Origin of the sequence: Pandoraea sp. SD6-2 (assembly GCF_000389825.1) — a bacterium.
In the GTDB taxonomy this organism is placed as follows: Bacteria; Pseudomonadota; Gammaproteobacteria; order Burkholderiales; family Burkholderiaceae; genus Pandoraea; species Pandoraea communis.
This window is the reverse complement of sequence record NZ_KB944457.1, coordinates 87,349-109,753: the sequence shown is the minus strand read 5'-3', so window position 1 is coordinate 109,753 and position 22,405 is coordinate 87,349. Positions and strand designations below refer to the sequence as shown.

At 61.6% G+C, this 22,405-nt stretch carries 21 protein-coding genes and 2 tRNA genes; 20 read left to right on the top strand and 3 right to left on the bottom strand.

Translation table 11 applies throughout. The features are described 5' to 3' along the window. Positions 1-19 precede the first annotated feature (19 nt). The 16 genes from fabG to nagZ all read left to right on the top strand — a co-directional run bounded on the left by fabG (position 20) and on the right by nagZ (position 15,468). On the top strand, positions 20-769 hold the full coding sequence (gene fabG, locus C266_RS23710) for a 3-oxoacyl-ACP reductase FabG (protein WP_010805233.1): 750 nt from the start codon (positions 20-22) through the stop codon (positions 767-769). A 136-nt stretch (positions 770-905) separates the two neighbouring features. Continuing rightward, complete coding sequence (gene acpP / locus C266_RS23705; RefSeq protein ID WP_010805232.1) at positions 906-1,145, top strand: acyl carrier protein; 240 nt, start codon at positions 906-908, stop codon at positions 1,143-1,145. A 143-nt stretch (positions 1,146-1,288) separates the two neighbouring features. Continuing rightward, positions 1,289-2,527 (top strand): beta-ketoacyl-ACP synthase II, encoded by a 1,239-nt coding sequence (fabF, locus tag C266_RS23700; protein WP_010805231.1) that lies wholly within the window; start codon positions 1,289-1,291, stop codon positions 2,525-2,527. Positions 2,528-2,694: 167 nt separating this feature from the next. Continuing rightward, positions 2,695-3,294 (top strand): RNA polymerase sigma factor RpoE, encoded by a 600-nt coding sequence (rpoE, locus tag C266_RS23695; protein WP_010805230.1) that lies wholly within the window; start codon positions 2,695-2,697, stop codon positions 3,292-3,294. A gap of 38 nt (positions 3,295-3,332) precedes the next feature. Beyond that, the gene (locus C266_RS23690) at positions 3,333-4,034 is read left to right on the top strand and encodes a sigma-E factor negative regulatory protein (RefSeq protein WP_010805229.1); all 702 of its coding nucleotides are present in this window, start codon (positions 3,333-3,335) and stop codon (positions 4,032-4,034) included. Further along, the gene (locus C266_RS23685) at positions 4,035-5,093 is read left to right on the top strand and encodes a MucB/RseB C-terminal domain-containing protein (RefSeq protein ID WP_010805228.1); all 1,059 of its coding nucleotides are present in this window, start codon (positions 4,035-4,037) and stop codon (positions 5,091-5,093) included. 130 nt (positions 5,094-5,223) lie between these two features. Further along, positions 5,224-6,708 (top strand): DegQ family serine endoprotease, encoded by a 1,485-nt coding sequence (locus C266_RS23680; RefSeq protein ID WP_010805227.1) that lies wholly within the window; start codon positions 5,224-5,226, stop codon positions 6,706-6,708. 12 nt (positions 6,709-6,720) lie between these two features. Then, positions 6,721-6,966 carry a glutaredoxin family protein gene (locus tag C266_RS23675; RefSeq protein ID WP_010805226.1) on the top strand — a complete coding sequence of 82 codons (246 nt, stop codon included), beginning with the start codon at positions 6,721-6,723 and terminating at the stop codon, positions 6,964-6,966. A 188-nt stretch (positions 6,967-7,154) separates the two neighbouring features. Further along, a complete protein-coding gene (gene lepA, locus C266_RS23670; protein ID WP_010805225.1) occupies positions 7,155-8,960 on the top strand; it encodes a translation elongation factor 4 in 1,806 nt (601 codons plus the stop codon). A gap of 18 nt (positions 8,961-8,978) precedes the next feature. Beyond that, entirely contained in the window at positions 8,979-9,893 is a 915-nt protein-coding gene (lepB, locus tag C266_RS23665; protein WP_010805224.1) for a signal peptidase I, read from the top strand. Positions 9,894-10,168: 275 nt separating this feature from the next. Continuing rightward, complete coding sequence (gene rnc, locus C266_RS23660) at positions 10,169-11,173, top strand: ribonuclease III (protein WP_010805223.1); 1,005 nt, start codon at positions 10,169-10,171, stop codon at positions 11,171-11,173. Positions 11,174-11,230: 57 nt separating this feature from the next. After that, positions 11,231-12,124 carry a GTPase Era gene (gene era, locus C266_RS23655; RefSeq protein ID WP_010805222.1) on the top strand — a complete coding sequence of 298 codons (894 nt, stop codon included), beginning with the start codon at positions 11,231-11,233 and terminating at the stop codon, positions 12,122-12,124. After that, a complete protein-coding gene (recO, locus tag C266_RS23650) occupies positions 12,111-13,109 on the top strand; it encodes a DNA repair protein RecO (protein WP_010805221.1) in 999 nt (332 codons plus the stop codon). Before era ends, recO begins: the two co-directional genes overlap by 14 nt. After that, positions 13,106-13,867, top strand: coding sequence for a pyridoxine 5'-phosphate synthase (gene pdxJ, locus C266_RS23645; protein ID WP_010805220.1), 762 nt, complete (start codon positions 13,106-13,108; stop codon positions 13,865-13,867). Before recO ends, pdxJ begins: the two co-directional genes overlap by 4 nt. Positions 13,868-13,909: 42 nt before the next feature. Further along, positions 13,910-14,428, top strand: coding sequence for a holo-ACP synthase (gene acpS / locus C266_RS23640; protein ID WP_081636408.1), 519 nt, complete (start codon positions 13,910-13,912; stop codon positions 14,426-14,428). Next, positions 14,425-15,468 (top strand): beta-N-acetylhexosaminidase, encoded by a 1,044-nt coding sequence (nagZ, locus tag C266_RS23635; protein ID WP_010805218.1) that lies wholly within the window; start codon positions 14,425-14,427, stop codon positions 15,466-15,468. Before acpS ends, nagZ begins: the two co-directional genes overlap by 4 nt. Positions 15,469-15,588: 120 nt before the next feature. Here nagZ and efp read toward each other — a convergent pair whose 3' ends face one another. Together efp and earP are read right to left on the bottom strand one after the other, a co-directional pair. Beyond that, positions 15,589-16,146, bottom strand: a complete 558-nt coding sequence (efp, locus tag C266_RS23630) for an elongation factor P (RefSeq protein ID WP_010805217.1) — start codon at positions 16,144-16,146, stop codon at positions 15,589-15,591. 140 nt (positions 16,147-16,286) lie between these two features. Continuing rightward, complete coding sequence (earP, locus tag C266_RS23625) at positions 16,287-17,522, bottom strand: elongation factor P maturation arginine rhamnosyltransferase EarP (protein ID WP_371257193.1); 1,236 nt, start codon at positions 17,520-17,522, stop codon at positions 16,287-16,289. A gap of 142 nt (positions 17,523-17,664) precedes the next feature. Here earP and uvrC point away from each other — a divergent pair, with 142 nt between their 5' ends. After that, positions 17,665-20,010 carry an excinuclease ABC subunit UvrC gene (gene uvrC, locus C266_RS23620; RefSeq protein WP_010805215.1) on the top strand — a complete coding sequence of 782 codons (2,346 nt, stop codon included), beginning with the start codon at positions 17,665-17,667 and terminating at the stop codon, positions 20,008-20,010. Between the two features lie 20 nt (positions 20,011-20,030). Here uvrC and kch read toward each other — a convergent pair whose 3' ends face one another. Continuing rightward, positions 20,031-21,140 (bottom strand): voltage-gated potassium channel protein, encoded by a 1,110-nt coding sequence (gene kch, locus C266_RS23615; protein WP_246831227.1) that lies wholly within the window; start codon positions 21,138-21,140, stop codon positions 20,031-20,033. Positions 21,141-21,433: 293 nt separating this feature from the next. On the opposite strand from kch, the gene pgsA reads away from it, so the two are divergent. From pgsA to C266_RS23600, 3 genes are all read left to right on the top strand, one after another. Continuing rightward, on the top strand, positions 21,434-22,027 hold the full coding sequence (pgsA, locus tag C266_RS23610) for a CDP-diacylglycerol--glycerol-3-phosphate 3-phosphatidyltransferase (protein WP_010805213.1): 594 nt from the start codon (positions 21,434-21,436) through the stop codon (positions 22,025-22,027). Positions 22,028-22,204: 177 nt separating this feature from the next. After that, positions 22,205-22,280 (top strand) — tRNA-Gly (locus tag C266_RS23605). A gap of 49 nt (positions 22,281-22,329) precedes the next feature. Next, a tRNA-Gly gene (locus tag C266_RS23600) sits at positions 22,330-22,405 on the top strand.

The window sequence follows — 22,405 nt, the reverse complement described above, 5'->3', positions numbered from 1 at the left end:
AGGCAAGGGTATTTCTCTCATGAGCAAGCAACTCGACAACCTCGTGGCGCTGGTGACCGGCGCCTCGCGCGGCATCGGTCGTGCCATCGCCCTCGAACTCGCTCGTCAGGGCGCAACGGTCGTGGGCACCGCCACCAGCGATGCCGGCGCGCAAGGCATCAGCGACTATTTCACCGCAGAAGGTGTTAAGGGCAAGGGCATCGTCCTGAATGTGACTGACGCCGCCGGCGTAGCTGCCGCGCTCGACGACATTCTCAAGCAGTACGGCAAGCTCGACATCCTCGTCAACAACGCCGGCATCACGCGCGATAACCTCGCCATGCGGATGAAGGACGACGAGTGGGATGACGTGATCGACACGAACCTCAAGGCGATCTTCCGGCTTTCGCGCGCTGTCATCAAGCCGATGATGAAGGCGCGTAGCGGCCGGATCATCAATGTGACCTCGGTCGTCGGCTCGGCGGGTAACCCGGGTCAGGCCAACTATGCGGCCGCCAAGGCCGGCGTTGCTGGTATGTCCCGTTCGCTGGCCGCCGAGATCGGCAGCCGAAACATCACTGTGAACTGTGTCGCGCCGGGGTTTATCGACACCGATATGACCAAGGCGCTGGGCGAAGCGCAGCACGAAGCGCTTAAGACGCGAATTCCGCTGGGGCGCCTCGGCGCACCGGAAGACATCGCCAATGCGGTGGCATTTCTTGCGTCTCCGCAGGCCGGCTACATCACCGGCACGACGCTCCACGTGAACGGTGGCATGTTCATGAGTTAAGGTGTGATCGTGAAAATTGTGCTTGATTTGTGCAATTTTGAGCGATATTGAACATTATTTGGCGCAGGCTAACTTTGCTTGGCAAACCTGTTAAAATGCGCGCACTTGTCTGAACTAACTACCCCGGAGGGTTTGAATGGATAACATTGAGCAACGCGTCAAGAAGATCGTCGCGGAACAACTTGGCGTGAACGAAGCCGACGTCAAGAACGAATCCAGCTTTGTGAACGATCTCGGCGCTGACTCGCTCGACACGGTTGAGCTGGTGATGGCACTGGAAGAAGAATTCGAAACGGAAATCCCGGACGAAGAAGCTGAAAAGATCACCACGGTGCAACAGGCCATCGATTACGTTCAAGGCAATTCGAAGGCCTAAGGGCCGTTGGATCGCCTGGCCGGCCGGGGTGCCGACTGGTTCCCGGCGCCAGGCATGCCTCTCAGCCGCAGGGAGCACAGGGGCGGACCCTGTCGCCTCTGTGGCTTTTGTTTTGTATGACCCAGCAGAAGAAGGGGAGTATCGTGAGTCGTCGTCGCGTCGTCATTACCGGTCTGGGCCTGATCTCGCCGGTCGGCAACACTGTTGCCGAGGGTTGGAAAAATCTGGTCGAAGGCCGTTCGGGCATCGCCAACATCACGAAGTTCGATGCGAGCAACCATAGGGTGCATTTCGCGGGAGAAGTGAAAAACTTCGAAACCGAGAAGTACATCTCCGCCAAGGAAGCCCGTCGTATGGATACGTTTATCCATTACGGGCTGGCTGCCGGTATCCAGGCGTTCGAGGACAGTGGCCTGCTGGTCACCGAGGCGAACGCGGAGCGCGTCGGCGTAGTGGTCGGATCGGGGATCGGCGGTTTGCCGATGATTGAAGACACCGATAAGGCGCTTATCGAAGGGGGGCCACGCAAGATCTCCCCGTTCTTCGTGCCGGGCTCGATCATCAACATGATCTCCGGCCATCTGTCGATCAGGTACGGTCTGAAGGGACCGAACCTTGCCATCGTCACGGCCTGCACAACCGGCCTGCACTGTATCGGTCAGGCCGCGCGCATGATCCAGTATGGCGAAGCCGACGCGATGCTCGCCGGTGGTGCCGAATCGACGGTGTCGCCGCTGGGTATCGGTGGTTTTGCGGCCATGAAGGCACTGTCGGAGCGCAACGACGATCCGGCGACGGCTAGCCGTCCGTGGGACAGAGATCGCGACGGCTTTGTGCTGGGCGAAGGCGCCGGCGTGATGATGGTCGAAGAGTACGAGCACGCCAAGGCGCGCGGCGCGAAGATCTACGCCGAGCTGACTGGCTTCGGCATGAGCGCTGATGCGTACCATATGACTGCGCCGTGCGAAGACGGCGACGGTGCGCTGCGCTCGATGACGAACGCGCTGCGCGATGCCGGCGTCAGTGCCGATAAGGTGAACTATGTGAATGCGCACGGCACGTCGACGCCGCTGGGCGATATCGCCGAGACGGTTGCGGTCAAGCGCCTGATGGGCGATGCCGCAAAGTCGGTGGTGGTGAACTCGACCAAGTCGATGACCGGTCACCTGTTGGGTGGCGCGGGCGGGCTGGAGTCGGTGTTTACCGTGCTGGCCGTTTATCATCAAAAGTCGCCGCCGACGATCAATATCTTCAATCAGGACCCCGCTTGCGACCTGGATTACTGCGCAAATGTGGCTCGCGACATGAAAATTGATGTCGCATTGAAGAACTCTTTTGGATTCGGCGGGACTAACGGCACGCTGGTCTTCCAGCGCGTCTAAGTTTGCGGGACGCCTTGCCGGCGTCCCGTTTCGCTGACCCACGCTCCGGCGAGTGTGCCCGGGCGTGCGGCGTCACAGACACTTCCAAGCCATGGCAGCCAACGCTGCCGTGGTGCAATCGGGCCCGTCAGGGCCTGGCAGCCAGAGAAAATACGGATCCAAATCAGGTGAGTGAACGAGAAATCGACCAAGCGCTCGTTGAGCGCGTGCAAAAAGGCGACAAAGCCGCCTTCGAGCTATTGGTCGCGAAATATCACCGCAAGATCATCCGCCTCGTATCACGGCTCGTGCGCGACGCCGCCGAGGTTGAGGATGTGACGCAGGAGGCCTTTATCAAGGCCTACCGGGCTTTGCCGCAGTTTCGCGGTGAATCGGCGTTCTATACCTGGCTGTATCGTATTGCTGTCAACACGGCGAAGAACCACCTGGCTACGCAGGGACGCCGTGCACCGACTTCGACTGAAGCGAACGCTGAAGAAGCTGAAACTTTTGCCGAGGCCGATCAACTAAGGGATATCAACACGCCTGAGTCGATGCTGATGAGCAAGCAGATTGCTCAAACGGTCAACACAGCGATGGAGGCTTTGCCCGATGAGCTTCGAACGGCAATTACCCTGCGGGAAATCGAGGGTTTGAGCTACGAAGAGATCGCCGAAGCCATGGGGTGCCCGATCGGAACGGTCCGTTCGCGAATTTTCCGGGCGCGTGAAGCGATTGCCAGCCGGCTCAGGCCGCTGCTGGACACGCCTGACGGTAAGCGCTGGTGAGCGCGCCGCCGGGAAAGTTATTTTCGTTGGGGGATATCATGGGATCAGCGACGGTGCAAACGCGGCGGGGGCTGCAAGCCGAGCGGATTTCCGCGTTGATGGACGGGGAATTCGATCCGGACGAGCTGGCCGCTCTGCTGGATGAGGCTGACGCCTTGGGTCGGCCTCTGTGGGGCGACTACCATCTGATTGGGGACGCGCTGCGTTCCGATGAACTGACACTGCCGCGTTCGGAGTCGGCCTTTATGGCGTCCTTCGCAGCACGTCTCGACGCCGAGCCGCATTTGCTCGCCCCGGCTGCACTGGCCGACGCTCCGACAGTCACCGCACAAGGTGCTAATGCGGCGGGTTCGCGAGTTGCTCGTATCAATCCGTTCCTGCGCGTACGCCGCGTGTTGCCGACGGCGGCTGCCGCCGCTGCGGTTGCCGCGCTGTCGTGGGTCGTGGTGCCGCGTCTGCAGGATCATCCGGCAGGTGGCGCACAACCGCAGGTGCTCGCTCAGAACGTTGCACCGGCGACGGCTGCCGGAGGCTCCAGTCTCACTCGCGTAGCGCTTTCGCAGCAGCCCCAGGCTGCTACGGCTGCCAACGGCGCGAGCGCAGGTGTGCCGAACGATCTGATCGTGCTGCGCGACGAGCGTCTCGATCAGTATCTGGCGGCGCATCAGCAATATGCCCCGACACCGATCGGCCAGAGCGTATCCCCTTATATGCGAGCCTCGGCGCAAGCGGACGAATAAATGCAGCGTCTGAGTATCGAATCCTTACCGCGTGCGCCCTTGGGGCGCACTTTCTTCCTGTTCGCTTTCCTGCTGGCGACCACGCTGCAAACGCAAGCGTGGGCACAGGCTTCCGCGCCGTCCGTCGATCCGTTGGTCGAGCGGCGTGAAGTCAGCGCGTGGCTCAACAAGATCCATCGTGCTGCGCAGACGCAAAATTACGTTGGCACCTTCGTTTACCAGCGTGGTTCGACCATGCGCTCGTCGAAGATCAGTCACTTCGCCGATAAGAGTAACGAGTACGAAGAACTTGAGACGCTCGACGGACGTCAGCGCCGCATTCTTCGTCAGAACGAAGATGTCTACACGCTCATTCCCGAGCAGAAGACCGTCTTCCAGGAAAAGCGAGAGAGCAAGGATTCGTTCCCGGCATTGCTCGCCACACCCAATCGCGACGTGCTCGATTACTACGCACCGAAGGTGCTGCCCAATGAACGCATGGCAGGCTTCGACTGTATGGTGATCGAACTCACGCCGAAGGACGAATACCGCTTCGGCTACCGTTTGTGGGCCGATCGCAACACGGGGCTGTTGTTACGCGCCCAGACCCTTGATGCCGAAGGTCACTTGCTCGAGCAAGCCGCGTTCTCGCAGATTTCGATCGGTGTGCCGAGCGAGAAGGCGCGTATCGTGCATGCGATCCAGGCCACGCATGGCTGGCACGTCATCAAGCCGCAGATTACGGCCACGCGACTGTCCGACGCTGGCTGGAGTATCGACGTCGACAAGAAGGTGCCGGGATTCAAGTCGGTGCGTGAGGTACGTCGAACGATGCGTTCAACGGTCGACGGGAAACCGCTGGAAGTCCAGCAGGTGGTATATTCCGACGGCATGGCAGGACTTTCGGTGTTCATCGAGCCGGCCACGCGGGAACGCAAGGAAGGCCACGGTAACGCCGGCGCGACGAATATCCTCATCAAGCGCTACGGCGATTTCTGGCTGACCTTGCTCGGCGAAGTGCCGCAGGCCACATTGCAGCAGTTCGCTTCCAGCATCGAGTACAAACAGCCGGCGAAGTGACCGGCTGTCGGGTGGGCCGCGACCGGCGACGGTGCGGTCCGGACAGCGAGGCGCACAAGAGACGCGATGCCGTGTCGGGTGCCGGACTGTCCTCAGAGATTCCGAGACTATCGCGCACCACGATCTTCCAATGAAGAAGACCCTCCTGCTTCGTGTCATCCTCGGCGGCGCCATTGCCGCTCAATTGGCGGGAGCGCCTGCCGCCTTTGCCGCACCGGCTTCGGCGTCGACCGCACCGCTCGTTACCAATCTTCCCGATTTCACCCAACTCGTCGAGCGCGTCGGCCCGGCCGTCGTGAATATTCGGACGACCGAGCGTGTCAGCCGCAATCAGCGTGGCCTGCCGCCTGGCGTGGACGACGACATGGCGGAGCTGTTCCGCCGGTTCTTCGGCGTCCCGCTGCCGCAGCCGGGTCCGAAGGGCGGTACGCCGCGACGCGGTCAGCCCCAGCCGGATGAAGAACAGAACAGCGGTGTCGGTTCGGGCTTTGTCGTCTCGGCTGACGGCTACATCCTGACCAACGCGCACGTCGTCGATGGCGCCGACAGCATCTACGTCACCCTCACCGACAAGCGCGAGTTCAAGGCGAAATTGGTCGGCGCAGACAAGCGCACAGACGTTGCCGTAGTCAAGGTCGACGCCAAGGATCTGCCGACCGTGCCGGTAGGCGATTCCAACAGGCTGCGTGTCGGCGAGTGGGTGGTTGCCATCGGTTCACCGTTCGGCCTTGAAAACACGGTGACGGCGGGTATCGTTTCGGCCAAGGGCCGCGATACCGGCGATTACCTGCCGTTCATTCAGACGGACGTGGCCGTGAACCCCGGCAATTCGGGCGGCCCGCTCATCAATATGCGTGGCGAGGTCGTCGGTATCAACTCGATGATCTACAGCCAGACCGGCGGCTTCATGGGCATTTCGTTTGCGATTCCGATCGACGAAGTCATGCGCGTGGCCGACCAGCTCAAGAAGAGCGGCAAGGTGGTGCGCGGCCGGATTGGTGTCGCGATCAGCGAGGTCAGCAAGGATGTGGCTGATTCGCTGGGCCTGCCGCGTGCGCAGGGTGCGCTCGTGCGCAGCATCGAACCGGGCAGCCCAGCCGAGAAGGCCGGCGTGCAGCCGGGTGACATCATCATGAAGTTCGAAGGCCGCGCCGTCGATCATGCAACGGACCTGCCGCGTATGGTCGGCGAGACGAAGCCGGGTTCGTCCGCCACGCTGCAAGTGCTGCGCAAGGGCAAGAATCAGGATCTGCGCATCACGATCGCGGAAGCGGACACCGATGCACCGAAGGCATCGAAGGCACAGAGCGGTAGCGCCGATACGCCGCATCCGAACGCGCTGGGTCTGGTGGTCTCCGACCTGACCGAAGCGCAGAAGAAGGACCTGAAGCTGCGCGGCGGTGTGCAGGTCGAGCTGGCGGAAGGCCCGGCGGGCCGGGCGGGTCTGCAGCAGGGCGACATCATCCTGCGTGTGGGCGATGCCGACATCGTCAGCGCGAAGCAGTTCGAGGACGTAGTCAAGGCGCTGGATCCGAAGCGTCTCGTGCCGATTCTCGTGCGTCGCGGTGACGCCACGCAGTTCGTGCCGCTGCGCCCGCGCGCACCCGGCAAGTAATCCCGCAGTGTCATGACTGCGCCGGCGCTGACCCTTTACGGCCGCAAGTGGTGTCATCTTTGCGATGACATGCTGGCGGCGTTGGAGGCGATGCGTCCGGCGTGGAATTTCTCGGTGACGGTTGTCGATGTCGACAGCGACCCCGCGCTTGAGGCGCAGTACGACGAGATCGTGCCGGTGCTTGCGCTGGACGGGCGCGAGCTGTGCAGGTATCGTTTCGACGCAGCGGCGGTCGCTGCTGCATTGCAATCGGATTGACGTTGCGCCACACCACCATTCCTCGCACGACCTCAGAACCTTCCCGCCATTACCGATGTAGCGCCGTGATCCGCGCGATTCCAGACGGAATCGGTGTACTTTCGGCTAAAATGTCGTGTTTGCCGATTCTCTCGAAGGCCGCTGCCGAGCCGAATCCGATGGCACCGACTTTTCTATAGCCCCGCCTCATGGACCATATCCGCAATTTTTCGATCATCGCCCACATCGACCACGGGAAATCCACCCTGGCCGATCGCATCATCCAGTTGAGCGGCGGTTTGTCCGATCGTGAAATGGAATCCCGAGTCCTCGACTCGATGGACCTCGAGCGTGAGCGTGGCATCACCATCAAGGCACAGACGGCCGCGCTGCAATACAAGGCGCGCGACGGCAAGATCTATAACCTGAACCTCATCGATACGCCGGGACACGTCGACTTCTCGTACGAAGTGAGCCGCTCGCTGTCCGCGTGCGAAGGCGCACTGCTCGTGGTCGACGCTTCGCAAGGCGTGGAAGCGCAGACGGTCGCGAATTGCTACACGGCAATCGAGTTGGGCGTGGAAGTCGTGCCGGTGCTCAACAAGATCGACCTGCCGTCCGCCGAGCCGGAAAACGCGATCCAGGAAATTGAAGACGTCATCGGCATCGAAGCCGTCGACGCGGTGCGCTGCTCGGCCAAGACCGGTTTCGGCGTGGAAGATGTGCTCGAGTCCCTCATCGCCAAGGTGCCGCCGCCCAAGGGCGACGCGAGCGCCCCGCTTCAGGCGCTGATCATCGACTCGTGGTTCGACAACTACGTGGGCGTGGTGATGCTGGTGCGCGTGTTCAACGGCACGCTCAAGCCGAAGGAAAAGATTCAACTGATGGCCACCGGCGCGACGTATCCGGTCGAGCAGGTCGGCGTGTTCACGCCGCGCTCCCAGCAGCGCGACTCGTTGTCGGCCGGTCAGGTGGGCTTCATCATCTCGGGCATCAAGGAACTGCACGCTGCCAAGGTCGGTGACACCGTGACGCACGCGCTCACCACCACGACCAAGCCTGCGCCGGAACCGCTGCCGGGCTTCAAGGAAGTCAAGCCGCAGGTGTTCGCCGGCCTCTACCCGGTCGAGGCGAACCAGTACGATGCACTGCGCGAATCGCTCGAAAAGCTCAAGCTCAACGATGCCTCGCTGCAATATGAGCCGGAAGTCTCGCAGGCCCTCGGCTTCGGGTTCCGTTGCGGCTTCCTCGGCCTGCTGCACATGGAAATCGTGCAGGAACGTCTGGAGCGCGAGTTCGACATGGACCTCATCACCACGGCCCCGACCGTGATCTATGAGGTGATCGAACGCGACGGCACGCTGACGACGGTGGAAAACCCGTCGAAGATGCCGGACCCGGGCCGAATCGAAGAGATTCGCGAGCCTATCGTCACCGTCAACCTGTACATGCCGCAGGAATATGTCGGCGCTGTGGTCACGCTGTGCCAGCAAAAGCGCGGTGTGCAGATCGATATGCAATACCACGGTCGCCAGGTACGTCTGATTTACGAAATTCCGATGGCCGAAATCGTGCTCGATTTCTTCGACCGTCTGAAGTCGGTGTCGCGCGGCTATGCGTCGATGGACTACGAATTCAAGGAATATCGCACGTCCGACGTGGTCAAGGTCGACATGCTGATCAACGGCGACAAGGTCGATGCACTGTCGATCATCGTGCACCGTTCCGAGAGCCGTCGCCGCGGCAGTCAGGTGGCGGCGAAGATGCGGGAAATCATTCCGCGTCAGATGTACGATGTGGCGATTCAGGCGGCTATCGGCGCGAACATTATTTCCCGTGAGAACATCAAGGCATTGCGTAAAAACGTGCTGGCGAAGTGCTATGGTGGCGACATCACGCGTAAGAAGAAGCTGCTTGAGAAACAGAAGGAAGGTAAGAAACGCATGAAGCAGGTGGGGAGCGTCGAGATTCCTCAGGAAGCGTTCCTCGCCATTTTGCAAGTCGAAGACAAATAACGTAGCGACAGGTCCCGCATGAATTTCGCCCTGATTCTTTTGATCCTGGTGCTGGTGACCGGGGTGGCCTGGGTGGCCGACAAGTTGGTGTTTCAACCGGCGCGCCGCCGGGCAGCACAGGACGCTATGGCGCAATTCGATCAGCAGCAGCTTTCGTTGCAGGGTTCCGGCGTTCAGGGCTCTGGCACGCAGGATGGCAATGCGCTTTCGAGCGCCCGCGCGAAAGTGCGTGACGACAAGCTGCGTCAGCCGTGGTGGCTTGAGTATTCGGCGAGCTTCTTCCCGGTGATTCTGGCGGTGTTCGTGCTGCGCTCGTTCGTGGTCGAGCCGTTCAAGATTCCGTCCGGCTCGATGATTCCGACGTTGCTCGTCGGCGATTTTATCCTCGTGAACAAGTTCGACTACGGGATTCGTCTGCCGGTGATCAACAAGAAGATCGTCGAACTGGGCGAGCCGAAGCGCGGTGACGTGGTGGTGTTCCGCTATCCGAAAGATGAGTCGATGGACTACATCAAGCGCGTGATCGGCGTGCCCGGCGACGTGGTGGCGTACGAGAACAAGAAGCTCACCGTGAACGGTCAGCCGGTACCCGAGACGGCCATGCCGGATTACTTCGACGACGAGCACATCGCCTACTTCAAGCAGTTCGAAGAGACGGTGGGCGGCGTGAAGCACCGCATTCTGAACGATCCGAACGTGCCGCCGTACATCATGGGGGCCGACGACTTCCCGAACAAGCAGAACTGCCAGTACAACAGCCAGGGCGTGATCTGCAAGGTGCCTCCGGGCAACTACTTCATGATGGGCGACAACCGCGATAACAGCGCGGACAGCCGTTACTGGGGCTTCGTGCCCGAACAGAACATCGTGGGCCGGGCATTCTTCATTTGGATGAACTTCTCGAACCTCAAGCGCCTGGGCGGCTTCCAATAAGCGTTCGGTTCATTGGGGCGGGCATCTCTCTGGACTAGGGTTTGATTAATGCGGAAATTGATGTGAAATAATCAATTTCCGCATTATTATTTCAAAAATTAAAATAAAAGATGCGATGGGGGCGAGACCTAGGGGAGATCGATTCGTCGTCACCTCGGAAATGTCTAATCCACTGGCCTCACGCGAGTCTGAAAAGCCCGCCGGACGGCGGCTAAGCCCGTCGTTTCTTGGCGACGACGCGCGCCGGGGCGGGAGCGTCGCGCTATACTTGCGCCATGTCTCAATCACTGAACCAACTGGAAGAACGTCTCCAGTATCGTTTCCACGATGCGGAATTGCTTCGCCAAGCACTGACGCATCGTAGCCATAGTGCCGCCAACAATGAGCGGTTGGAATTCCTCGGCGATTCCATTCTGAATTGTTCGGTCGCAGCGATCCTGTTCCGTCGCTACGGCAAGCTCGACGAAGGCGACCTTTCGCGTGTGCGCGCCAATCTCGTCAAGCAACAGTCGTTGTACGAAATTGCGCAGACGCTGGGTGTCTCCGATTTCCTGCGCCTGGGCGAGGGTGAACTCAAGAGTGGCGGTTTTCGCCGTCCGTCGATTCTGGCCGACACGCTCGAAGCGTTATTTGGGGCGATGTACCTCGACGGCGGTTTCGACGCAGCGTATGCGGCGATCGAGCGTCTGTACACGCCGGTGCTGGAACATGTCGACCCGAAGACGCTTGGAAAAGACGCCAAGACGCTGCTTCAGGAATATCTGCAAGGTCACAAGATCGCATTGCCGCAGTACACGGTGATTGCGACGCATGGCGCGGCACACAACCAGCAATTCGAGGTGGAGTGCACTGTGCCGAAGCTCGACATCAAGGTCGGTGGCTCAGGGGCAAGCCGACGTGCCGCCGAGCAAGCGGCTGCCAAGAAGGCATTAGAAGAAGTGCAGAAGATGCCGGCGCTCGCCAAGCCGAAGGCCGAGAAGAGCGCCAAGGCTGCGAAGAAGCGTGCCGCGAAGGCCGCAGCTTCCGAGGCGAAGAAAGCCGGGCAGATGAGCACCGCGCAGCCGGTCGAGGCGCGGGAGCTGAAGGACGCGAAAGACACGAAGGACGCTAAGGAGCCGAAGGACACCCGTGAAGCCGCCGTCGGCTCGGGCAGCGTTCCGGCCATGACGGCATCCGCCAGTAACGGCTCGACTCGCCCCGCGGCAATTCCTGCGGAGAAGAGCGCAGAGAAGACAGCCGAGAAGACCGACGCCGCCAAGCAACCCCCGGCAGCCGCCTGAGCCCCATTCAAGGGGACGGTGCGCGGCGCCGGCCCCCTATCAAGAGAGTTCCCAACCATGAACGATAAGACGGATTTTCGCTGCGGGACCGTGGCGATCGTCGGGCGTCCGAACGTCGGCAAATCGACGCTGCTCAACGCCCTCGTCGGTCAGAAGATCAGCATTACGTCGCGCAAGGCGCAGACCACGCGCCATCGTATTACCGGCATTTGCACCACGGACGACGCGCAATACATCTTTGTCGATACGCCCGGCTTTCAGACCCGTCACGCGACGGCACTGAACCGCTCGCTCAATCGCGCCGTGACGTCGACACTCTCCAGCGTCGACGTCGTGCTTTTCGTCATCGAGGCAGGCAACTTCGGTCCGGACGACGAGAAGGTGCTCAATCTGCTGCCCGAGAACACGCCGGTGCTGCTCATCGTCAACAAGCTCGATCGTATTACCGATAAAGCGAAGGTGTTGCCGTTCCTGAAGACGATGGGCGAGAAGTGGAATTTCCGCGAGATCGTGCCGCTTTCGGCGAAGCGTCCGGAAGACATCAAGCGCTTGCCGGGCATATTGCGCCCGTACCTGCTAGAGGGCGATCCGATCTACGGCGAGGACGATCTGACCGATCGCAGCGAGCGATTCATGGCGTCTGAAATCCTGCGCGAGAAGGTATTCCGTTGGACCGGCGACGAGTTGCCGTACACCAGCACGGTCGTCATCGACAAGTTCGAGCAGGAAGGCAATTTGCGCCGGATCTTCGCGACGATTCTGGTCGATCGCGATAATCACAAGGCGATGATCATCGGCAACAAGGGCGCCAAGCTCAAGCAGATTTCCACCGACGCGCGCGTCGATATGGAGAAGCTCTTCGACGGGCCCGTGTATCTGGAAGTCTGGATCAAGGTCAAGGGCGGTTGGGCCGACAACGAGGCCGGCCTGCGGGCGTATGGCTACGAGTGAACTCGACACTGCACGTGACGAAATTGCGACGCCGGACGACGTAACACCGGCGGCAAGCAACGCGTCGGTCGCCGATGCACCGCGTGCGCCACGCGCCGGGGCAACCGGGGCGCGTCCTGCGCGCCAAACGCGTGGTGCGCGCACGCGGGGTGTGGACGACGAGGCGTCGGAAGCGTTCCAGCAAGCCGAGGCCAATACCGAGACCGTCAGGCGCGAGACCAAGCGCGCGCGGCGTGCGCCGTCGCCCGCCCGGGCAGCCGAGCGCGAACAGAGTCGCATCGCCGAGCAACCCGGCTTCGTGCTGCACAGTTATCCCTATCGCGAAACCAGCCTGATCATCGATGTGCTCACGCGCGATCACGGTCGTATCGCACTGGTGGCAAAGGGCGCCAAACGCCCGCACTCTGCGCTGCGCGGCGTGCTCCAGACATTTCAGCCACTCTCGCTCGCCTGGCTCGGCAAGGGCGAGTTGCGCACGCTGACCAAGGCCGAGTGGGTGGGGGGCTTACGCCCGCTCGAAGGCGATGCGCTGCTGTCCGGCTTCTACCTGAACGAATTGCTGGTGAAGTTCTGTGCGCGCGACGATCCGCACGACAAGCTGTTTCAACACTATCTGACGACACTGCACCATCTCGCGCACGGCGAGCCGGCGGGCATCATTCTGCGGGCATTCGAGCGCGTGTTGCTGCGCGAGACCGGATACGCTGTCGCGTTTGACCGTTGCACCCAGACGCGCGGCAAAGTGGTGCCCGAGCGCCGTTACGTGTTTCATCCCGACTGGGGCGTGCGCCCGGCGCGCGGTGACGAGCCGTCCGACTGGCCGATCGTCATCGGGCAAACGCTGCTCGACATGGAACAAGACGACTACTCCCGGGCGCAGACCGTGCAGCAAAGCAAGCTGCTCATGCGCTTTCTTCTCAACCACCATTTGGGCGGCGTTCCGCTCAATACCCGGCAGATCCTGCTCGACCTGCAAAAACTATGAGCCTCTTCTTCCACGGCAACCCCATCGCCCTTGGGGTGAACATCGATCACGTCGCGACGGTGCGCAATGCGCGCGGCACGGCTTATCCCGACCCGATCAAGGCGGCGTTGCTGGCCGAAGCGGCGGGCGCGGATGTCATTACGTTGCATTTGCGTGAAGACCGCCGCCATATTCGCGACGACGACGTGACGAATCTGCGCGACAAGCTGCTCACGCGCATGAACCTCGAATGCGCAGTGACGGAAGAGATGCTGGCGATTGCGTGCCGCGTGAAGGCGCACGACGTTTGCCTGGTGCCGGAGCGCCGTCAGGAACTGACGACCGAGGGCGGGCTGGACGTCGTAGGTCTGTACGACCGTGTCGCTGCCGCTACGCAACAGCTCAGCGAAGCGGGCAGCCGCGTGTCGCTTTTCATCGATCCGGACGAAGCGCCGATTCGCGCTGCCGCTCGCATGGGGGCGCCGGTCGTCGAACTGCACACCGGGCGTTATGCCGAGGCGCACGACGAGCAAACGCGCGAGGCCGAGTTCGCTCGCATCGAACGTGCTGTTGCACTGGGTCTGTCGCTGGGGTTGCGGGTCAATGCCGGTCACGGTCTGCATTACGAAAACGTGCAGCCGATTGCCGCCATCGAAGGCATTGCCGAACTGAATATCGGACACGCAATCGTGGCTCACGCCATTTTTGCCGGCTGGGAGAACGCCGTGCGCGAGATGAAGGCGATCATCGTGGCCAGCCGCATTGCGGCGCGCGGCTGAATCGCAACGTTGCGCGATCAGACCCATTATCAGGCACCGCCCATGAGCGATTCGACGCCATCGTCGTCCTTGTCCCCAGATACGCCACCGCAGAGCGGTAACGCTGCTGCCTCCGAGCCGGGCGCGACAGCGATGTTCGGCGTGGGCACCGACATCCTCCAGATCAGCCGTGTCGTCGGCGTGATGACGCGTACCAACGGGCGGTTCGCCGAGCGCGTACTGGGGCCGGAGGAACTCAAGGTCTACTACGCTCGTCAGAAGCGATCCGAAGTTCGCGGACTCGCGTATCTGTGCACGCGCTTCGCCGCCAAGGAGGCCGTATCCAAGGCCATCGGGCTGGGTATGCGCTGGCCGATGACGTGGCGTGCTGTGCAAACGCTCAATGCGCCGTCCGGCAAGCCGTTCGTAGTGGCCTCGGGCGAGTTGGTGCAGTGGTTGGCCGAGCGGCAACTGTCGATCGAGATTTCGATCACGGACGAGAAGGAATACGCGGTGGCATTTGCGATCGCGTCACGTAATTTAGGCAACATTCGCAATATCGCATCGGAGAAAACGCAATGACGAAGCGCAGGCCGGGCCCGGTGATGTTGGACGTCGTCGGGCTGACCCTCAGCGAAGACGACATCCGCCGCATCGACCATCCGTTGACCGGGGGTGTCATCCTGTTTGCCCGCAACTTTGATGACCGCGCGCAACTGTGCGCGCTCACGAAGCAGATTCGCGACGTGCGCGACGACATCCTGATCGCTGTGGATCATGAGGGCGGGCGCGTGCAGCGTTTCCGTACCGACGGTTTCACGCATCTGCCCGCGATGGGCAAGCTGGGCAAACTCTGGCATGAAGACGTGTTCAAGGCGACGCGCGTGACGACGGCCGTGGGCTATGTGCTCGCGTCAGAATTGCGTGCGTGCGATATCGATCTGAGTTTCACGCCCGTGCTGGACCTGGATTACGGAACGTCGACGGTGATCGGTGATCGCGCGTTCGATGCCGATCCGCGCGTGGTGGCCATGCTGGCCAAGAGTCTGAATCACGGCCTGCTTCTCGCCGGGATGGCGAACTGCGGCAAGCACTTCCCGGGTCATGGCTTTGTGGCGGCCGATTCGCACCATGAAATTCCGGTCGACGAGCGCTCGCTCGACGAAATTCTCTCGATCGACGCACAGCCGTACGACTGGCTGGGCATGTCGCTCGCGGCGGTCATGCCGGCGCACGTGATTTATCCGCAGGTCGATCCCAACCCGGCAGGCTTCTCGGCCAAGTGGCTCAAGGAAATCCTGCGCGGCAAGTATGGTTTCGATGGCGTGATTTTCAGCGACGACCTGTCGATGCAGGGCGCGAGCGCCGCGGGGGATGTCGTCACGGCCGCGCATGCCGCGCTGGAAGCGGGGTGCGACATGGTGCTTATCTGCAACAGCCCGGAAAAGGCGGATCGCCTGCTGCGTGAAATGAAGTCGGCGCCCGATACCGTCTCGCAGCGCCGCATCAAGCATCTGAAGGGCCGTGGCAAAGTGCATGGCTGGGAGAAGATGCTTGACCAGCCGGAGTATCAGGCGGCGAAGCGTCTGATCGCGCAGACGTTCGGCGGATACGTCGCGTAAGTCCGTCAAACGCCGGACCTTCGGTGCAAATAAAAAAGCGCTCGACCCCTTGGGGGACGAGCGCTTTTTTGTTACCTGACGGCCGCTTCGCCCGAAGGCGTCACGGCAATCCGCCGTCGTTTAGACGCGGCTGCGGTACTCGTCGGTACGCGTATCGATTTCGATCTTGTCGCCGGTGTTCACGAACAGCGGCACCTGGATTTCCAGCAGATCGTTGATCTTGGCGTTCTTCAGAACGCGGCCCGACGACGTGTCGCCCTTGACGGCCGGTTCGGTGTATTCCACAACGCGCACGAGCGAGGTCGGCAGATCGACCGAGATGGCCTTGTCATTGTAGAAAACGACTTCGCATTTCATGCCGTCTTCCAGGTACTTGATCGCGTCGCCCATGTTTTCGGCTTCGACTTCGTACTGGTTGTAGTCGGCGTCCATGAACACGTACATCGGATCGGCGAAGTACGAGTAGGTCACTTCCTTCTTGTCGAGCACGACGACGTCGAACTTGTCGTCTGCCTTGTACGAGAATTCGCCGCGACCTTCGGTCAGCAGCTTCTTGTACTTCATCTTCACGACGCTGGAGTTACGACCCGACTTGACGTATTCGGTCTTCAGCACGACATTGGGCTCACCATCGATCATGACGACGTTGCCGACGCGGAGTTCTTGAGCGGTTTTCATAAAAAAACGAGATCCTGTGACGAAATAAGCGATTTGCCGCTTGTTTGAGCGCTTCCATACGCCCATTCGCCGCTTGATTCCCGCGTCCGCCCGGAACGATCCGGGGCAGCAGGTTCAGCAGCAAAGCGTTGAAAAACCAGCTATTTTACCTGAATTTCCGCGAAGCTTGCCAACTGTCGCGCTAGATCCGGATGGGCTGCCTGTGCATTTGCCCACGCGCGGGCGTGGCGATTCAGTTCCGGCAGCGCGGCAGCGAGCGCCGGCCAATCGGGCGCGGTGCTCGCGTAGCCATTCCAGAGATGCCAGAAAGTGCGCAACGCCTCGCGCGCGCCATGCGACAGTGAGGCCGCATCGGGCGTATCGTCTTGCCGATCCGTCAGATATCGACTGAGAAAGGCGTCAAGCTTCCCATGATGGGCATTCTCGTCCTGCGGATAGATATGCCAGACGAACGGCTTCGCCGCCCACTGTGCGCGTACGAAGGAATCTTCTCCGCGCACGAAATTGAGGTCGCAGGCCCAGAGCAGTGCATCGAACTCGGTTTGCGGGACGAACGGCAGCCCGTACACCGTCAGCGCGCCTCGGGCCGCTGACTCCCCGGGGGCCAGCACCTCACGACCGAACCAGGCGCCTACGGCGGGTGCGATACGCCCTTGCGGCACGAGGCAGACGATAGGCGTTGCGCTGTCGGCCCACTGCGTGAGCAACGCCGCAAGCGCGGGGTTTTCATACGCGAAGAGCGATACGACCAACGCATCCTTCGGTGCGGCGGGCAGGCCGAGTGTGCGCTGCCACCAGGCGTTGCGTAGTTCGGGAGAGGCGAGAAACGCATCGCGCCGGGAGAACAACTCCCGTTCCCGGATGAGCCCGCCGGTGCGTTCGGTGAAGCCAGGGAAGAAGAACGTTTTCAGCAGCCCCAACTGCGGGTGGAGCGACTTTTGCAGATGACAGCCGTCTACCCAGTCTTCCGCGCTCAGATACTCAAGATTGATCCACACCGGCGCGTTGCCTGCCTTCTTGCGCGCGTGCATCGCTTGAACGCAGACGTCGGGAATATTGCAGGCAAAGGCTTCGATGACGATATCGCCCGGCGCATTGTCGTCGGTGATGGGCCCAAAGTCGGCATCCCAGCGGCGGACGTCGACGCCGTCGCAGCGTTGCCGGGCCAGTGACGGATCGATGTCGGGACGCAGGTGGCGGAAGCTCGTCAGATCGTCGACCCAAAGCCTGATCGACCAGCCGTGTTCGCGCACGAGCTGCCGGGCGAGCCGCCAGCACACGCCGATATCGCCAAAGTTGTCGACGACGGTGCAGAACAGATCGCAACGCGGCACCAGAGGTAAGGCGCTTGATGCTGGAGAGGCGGCGGTAGGCAGGGACATTGAGAAGCGGCGACGCGGATTGGTCTAAACTTCGGATTCTAGTCCCTGCGACGCGTAACGATGTGATCGCGGAAGCTGCAAACGGTGCCATGCCTGCATCCATTCGCGCCGGGGGACGTTCAGATTGCCAGAGTTCATGACCGAAGACGCCCACGACGTCACGCCAACGCGCAAGTCCCGCAAAGCGAAATCCGTCACCGTTGCGGACGTCGCGTCACCTTCGGCGCCGGCTGCGCCGGAGCACGCGAACACGCCGATCGATGCCGCGACCGGGAAATCGGCCAAGTCCGCCAAGTCCGGCAACGTGAAGCGTACGCGCAATACCGCCGCTCAGGCGTCCCGCTCGGAGGATGCCGGCGACACGCCGTCGTTCGATGTCCGCAAAGTGCTTGCCCAGTTGCCGAATCTGCCCGGCGTCTACCGCTATTACGACACGTCGGGCAATGTGCTGTACGTCGGCAAGGCGCGCAATCTCAAGAAGCGGGTGTCGAGCTACTTCAACAAGACGCAGCTTTCTCCGCGCATCGCGTTGATGGTCGCGCGCATCGCGAAACTGGAAACGACAGTCACCCGTTCGGAAACCGAGGCGCTGCTGCTTGAGAATAATCTGATCAAGGCGCTGCATCCGCGTTACAACATTCTGTTTCGCGACGACAAGTCGTATCCGTTCCTCAAGCTCACCCAGCACAAATATCCGCGCATGGCGTATTACCGGGGTTCGGTGGATCGTCGCGGGCAATATTTCGGACCGTTCCCCAGTGCGTGGGCGGTGCGCGAGAGCATCCAGATCCTGCAAAAGGTGTTCCAACTGCGGACCTGCGAGGACTCCGTTTTTGCGAATCGCACGCGGCCGTGTCTGTTGCATCAGATCGAGCGATGCAGCGCGCCGTGCGTTGGTGCCATTCGGGACGAAGACTATGCGCGCGACGTGCATAACGCGGCGGCGTTCCTTTCCGGACGTCAAAAAGAAGTCCTCGGCGCGCTCGAAGAGAAAATGATGACGTACGCCGACGCGCTTCAATTCGAGCAAGCGGCCGTGGTGCGCAACCAGATGCAGGCACTGTCCGGCGTGCTTCAGCAACAGTCCGTCGAAACCGTTGGGGATGTGGATGCCGACATCCTCGCCGTCGCCTACGCGGGCGGCCGTGCGTGCGTGAACCTCGCGATGGTTCGCGGTGGACGTCACCTTGGCGATAAGGCGTATTTCCCGGCGCATGTGGAGCGCGGCGTCGAAGGTGGCATCGCGGATGAGTTTGAGGAAGACGACGTGGTGACGCCGGCATCGCCGGATGCAGACTCGGACGATTCCGTGCTCGCCGCTGAAGAGATCTCGGGCGACGTGCCGTCGGACAGCCCGTCGGCGTCGCTCGAATCGCGATTGCTCGAGGCCTTTGTCGCGCAGCACTATCTGGGGCAATCGGTGCCGCCGGTGCTGATCGTGAGCCACGCGTTGCCGAGCGACGAGTTGCTGACGGTGTTGTCCGAGCAGGCGGGGCGGCGCATTACGATGGTGCGTCAACCGCAGGGGCAACGACGTGCGTGGCTCGACATGGCGCAACAGGGGGCACAGCTCGCGCTTGCGCGCCTGTTGACCGAGCAGGGCAGCCAGCAGGCACGCACGCATGAACTGGTGCAGACCATCGGGCTCGACATCGACGATCCGGCGCTGCTGCGTGTGGAGTGTTTCGACATCAGCCATACGCAGGGAGAAGCCACGCAGGCGTCGTGCGTGGTGTTCCACCATCACAAGATGCAGACGAGCGAGTACCGCCGTTACAACATCGCGGGCATTACGCCGGGCGATGACTACGCGGCGATGCGTCAGGTGCTCACGCGCCGGTACGGCCGGCTGATGGAGGCCGCCGCAGCAACGGTGAGCGGCGCGGCAGATCCGTCATCCGTGGCGGCCGACGTGGCGCGAGCCGAGGCTGATACCGTGGTGTTGCCGGACAGCGAGGCAATGACGCCGAGCGGCGAGTCCATCGAGGCCGGCGTGCCGGCGGTGGCTGCGCCGGAGGCTTCCGACGTGGAGGCCAATCTGCCGCAGTTGGTGCTGATCGACGGCGGCAAGGGGCAGGTCGAAGTGGCGCGTCAGGTGTTCGTCGAACTGGGGATCGATATCGGTCGATTGGTGGGGGTGGCGAAAGGCGAGGGCCGCAAAGTGGGCCTCGAGACGCTGATTTTTGCCGACGGACGCGCGCCGCTCGAACTGGGGCGCGAGAGTGCGGTGCTGATGCTGATCGCCCAGATTCGCGACGAGGCGCACCGCTTTGCGATTACGGGCATGCGGGCCAAGCGTGCGAAAGCGCGTCAGACCTCACGGCTCGAGGAAATCGAGGGCATTGGCGCGAAGCGTCGCCAGCGGTTGCTCATGCGGTTTGGCGGGCTGCAAGGGGTGGCGTCGGCCAGTGTCGACGAACTGGCCAGCGTCGAAGGCATTTCGACAACGCTCGCCGAGCAGATCTATCGTCAACTGCACTGACCCCCACGGCGCTTCACGCTTCACGTATCGCCGTGGAACAACAGGCGCATCACGGTATCGTTGTCGACCGTCTCGCCGGACAGCGTGCGCGCGAGAAGCTCCCCGCCGACGACGGGCGGCGCGAAGATCATGTCCGGCTGAACGCGCTTGAGCTTGCTCAAGTGCTTGCTGTCGTTGACTGACGCGATGGTACGCACGGTGGGCGCGATTTCCTTCGAAGCGAGCACGATGAAGGCATTTTCCGAATCGTCGGCCCGCAGCGCGAGTAAGGCCCTGGCATGTTCGATGCCGGCATGGGTGAGCACGGCGTTGTCGCTGGCGTCGCCATGCATGACATCGGCATCCTCTGGGTAGGGATTGTCGGCGCCGCTGGCGATAATGACCGTGACCGGCCAGCCGCGTTTGGTGAGTTCGTGGTGCACGTTGATGGCGAGCGGCGACGCGCCGGCCACGATGAAGTGGTTCTTGCGTATCACGTGAGTGAACCTCCCCGCGAGAATTTTCCTAAGGTTGCCGCCGACGAGCGGGCCGATGACGACGGTCAACGACGTCGCAAACACACTGATTCCGAAAATGATGACCGATGCGGTGAAGAGCCGTGCGTCGGTGGAGTGCGGCACGATGTCGCCGTAACCGACGGTCGTCATCGTGACGATGGAGAAGTAGAACGCTGTCGCCAGATCGGTGACGGGCGGCGCGAATTCGCGACCGAGATACATCGTGCCGAACGTGGCGTAGACAAGCAGCGCGAACACGGCCACGAGGGTGTAGAGCGTGGCGGCGGCGAAGCTCGCGCGGTCGAATTCCCGCCAGTACCAGAGCAGTAATGCGATGCAGACGATCGAGAGGGTGAACGTCAGATCGAGGCGGATGTCCAGGTGGAAATTGATGGCGGCGGCCAGCGCGAGCATGACCAGCGTAAAGGCCCAGGCGGTGCGGGCCCGGATGACGAGACCGCAGGCGAGCGCGACCAGCGAAAGCCCGGCCAGCGCGCGGGGCAGGTGCGAGAAGTCGATGCGCTCGATGGCGTTCAGCCCGAAGAGCAGCCGGGGCAGATGGGTTGCTTCGATGCGTTCCAGCGCGGAGAGGTCGCCGCGGACGAAGAGATCGATGAGCACTGTGCCGGGCACGCGCAACAGCACCGACGCGATGAGCAGCAAGCCGTTGATGCCGACCAGTGTCGCGATGACGACGTGAGGGGGCAGCAGCGGTCGTCGCAGGGCGGGCAGGGGCCAGGGCAGTTTCACGAGATCGGTGCTATTGGCGGGGTGTTGCGAGCAAGATAGGGGCACACTGGCGCACATGTCAACCGCTGTGCGGTGCCTTGGCCTTGTGGCTGCGGGGCAGACACGGCACAATGCGGGTCTGGTACGGCTGCCGAGGGCGCCGTGTGTCGACTGCCGTTTGCCGAACTCATGCTGCCATGCCTTTTAATGTTCCCATATTCCTGACCTGGCTTCGGATCGTGCTGATCCCGCTGGTGGTCGGCGTTTACTACTTGCCTGCGACGTGGTTCTCGTCGGTGGAGATGAATTGGGTGGCGTGCGGGGTCTTCGTACTGGCGGCGCTGACCGACTGGTTCGACGGTTTTCTGGCGCGTCGCTGGAATCAGACGTCGGCGTTCGGGGCGTTTCTGGACCCGGTCGCAGACAAGCTGATGGTCGCGGCGGCGCTGCTGATGTTGTTGCAGATGGGGCGGATCAATGCGTTGGTGGCGTTGATCATCATTGGCCGCGAGATCACGATTTCGGCGTTGCGTGAGTGGATGGCGCAGATTGGCGCGTCGCGCAGCGTGGCGGTGCATCAGTTGGGCAAGATCAAGACGGCGGCGCAGATGGTGGCGATCCCGCTGTTGTTGTTCAACGGCACCGTGGTGTGGAACGGTTGGCGTTTCGACTCGCGATTCTGGGGGACGTGGCTGATATACGTGGCGGCGGTTCTCACGTTGTGGTCGATGTTGTATTATCTGCGCCGCGCGTGGCCGCAGATTCGGGAGCGCGGTGCGGGCAAGATGTGAGCGTAAGTCTCTGAAGACGCGGGATTTGCGCGGTGGAGAAGAAAAATCTTCACAAATTTTCGGTGCAGGTGCTTGACACTGAATCACGGTTTCGACATAATCTCCTTCTCGCTGCTACGGCACATGCCCGGCAGCGAAGTTTTGAGAAGTGGTTGGATTGGTAGTACGCATGACAATGCGGGAGTAGCTCAGTTGGTAGAGCGCAACCTTGCCAAGGTTGAGGTCGCGAGTTCGAGACTCGTCTCCCGCTCCAGTTTTCACACTGGACATTGAGTGAGTTGATCCTTGGTGTTCGGTGTCATGCGGGAGTAGCTCAGTTGGTAGAGCGCAACCTTGCCAAGGTTGAGGTCGCGAGTTCGAGACTCGTCTCCCGCTCCA

Coding starts and splice junctions, on each gene's coding strand:
- pdxJ (WP_010805220.1), top strand. CDS start 13,106: ATGAGCCTCTTCTTCCACGGCAACCCCATCGCCCTTGGGGTGAACATC.
- lepB (WP_010805224.1), top strand. CDS start 8,979: ATGAATTTCGCCCTGATTCTTTTGATCCTGGTGCTGGTGACCGGGGTG.
- C266_RS23690 (WP_010805229.1), top strand. CDS start 3,333: ATGGGATCAGCGACGGTGCAAACGCGGCGGGGGCTGCAAGCCGAGCGG.
- acpP (WP_010805232.1), top strand. CDS start 906: ATGGATAACATTGAGCAACGCGTCAAGAAGATCGTCGCGGAACAACTT.
- pgsA (WP_010805213.1), top strand. CDS start 21,434: ATGCCTTTTAATGTTCCCATATTCCTGACCTGGCTTCGGATCGTGCTG.
- nagZ (WP_010805218.1), top strand. CDS start 14,425: ATGACGAAGCGCAGGCCGGGCCCGGTGATGTTGGACGTCGTCGGGCTG.
- acpS (WP_081636408.1), top strand. CDS start 13,910: ATGAGCGATTCGACGCCATCGTCGTCCTTGTCCCCAGATACGCCACCG.
- rnc (WP_010805223.1), top strand. CDS start 10,169: ATGTCTCAATCACTGAACCAACTGGAAGAACGTCTCCAGTATCGTTTC.
- uvrC (WP_010805215.1), top strand. CDS start 17,665: ATGACCGAAGACGCCCACGACGTCACGCCAACGCGCAAGTCCCGCAAA.
- C266_RS23685 (WP_010805228.1), top strand. CDS start 4,035: ATGCAGCGTCTGAGTATCGAATCCTTACCGCGTGCGCCCTTGGGGCGC.
- era (WP_010805222.1), top strand. CDS start 11,231: ATGAACGATAAGACGGATTTTCGCTGCGGGACCGTGGCGATCGTCGGG.
- efp (WP_010805217.1), bottom strand. CDS start 16,146: ATGAAAACCGCTCAAGAACTCCGCGTCGGCAACGTCGTCATGATCGAT.
- C266_RS23680 (WP_010805227.1), top strand. CDS start 5,224: ATGAAGAAGACCCTCCTGCTTCGTGTCATCCTCGGCGGCGCCATTGCC.
- recO (WP_010805221.1), top strand. CDS start 12,111: ATGGCTACGAGTGAACTCGACACTGCACGTGACGAAATTGCGACGCCG.
- lepA (WP_010805225.1), top strand. CDS start 7,155: ATGGACCATATCCGCAATTTTTCGATCATCGCCCACATCGACCACGGG.
- C266_RS23675 (WP_010805226.1), top strand. CDS start 6,721: ATGACTGCGCCGGCGCTGACCCTTTACGGCCGCAAGTGGTGTCATCTT.
- fabG (WP_010805233.1), top strand. CDS start 20: ATGAGCAAGCAACTCGACAACCTCGTGGCGCTGGTGACCGGCGCCTCG.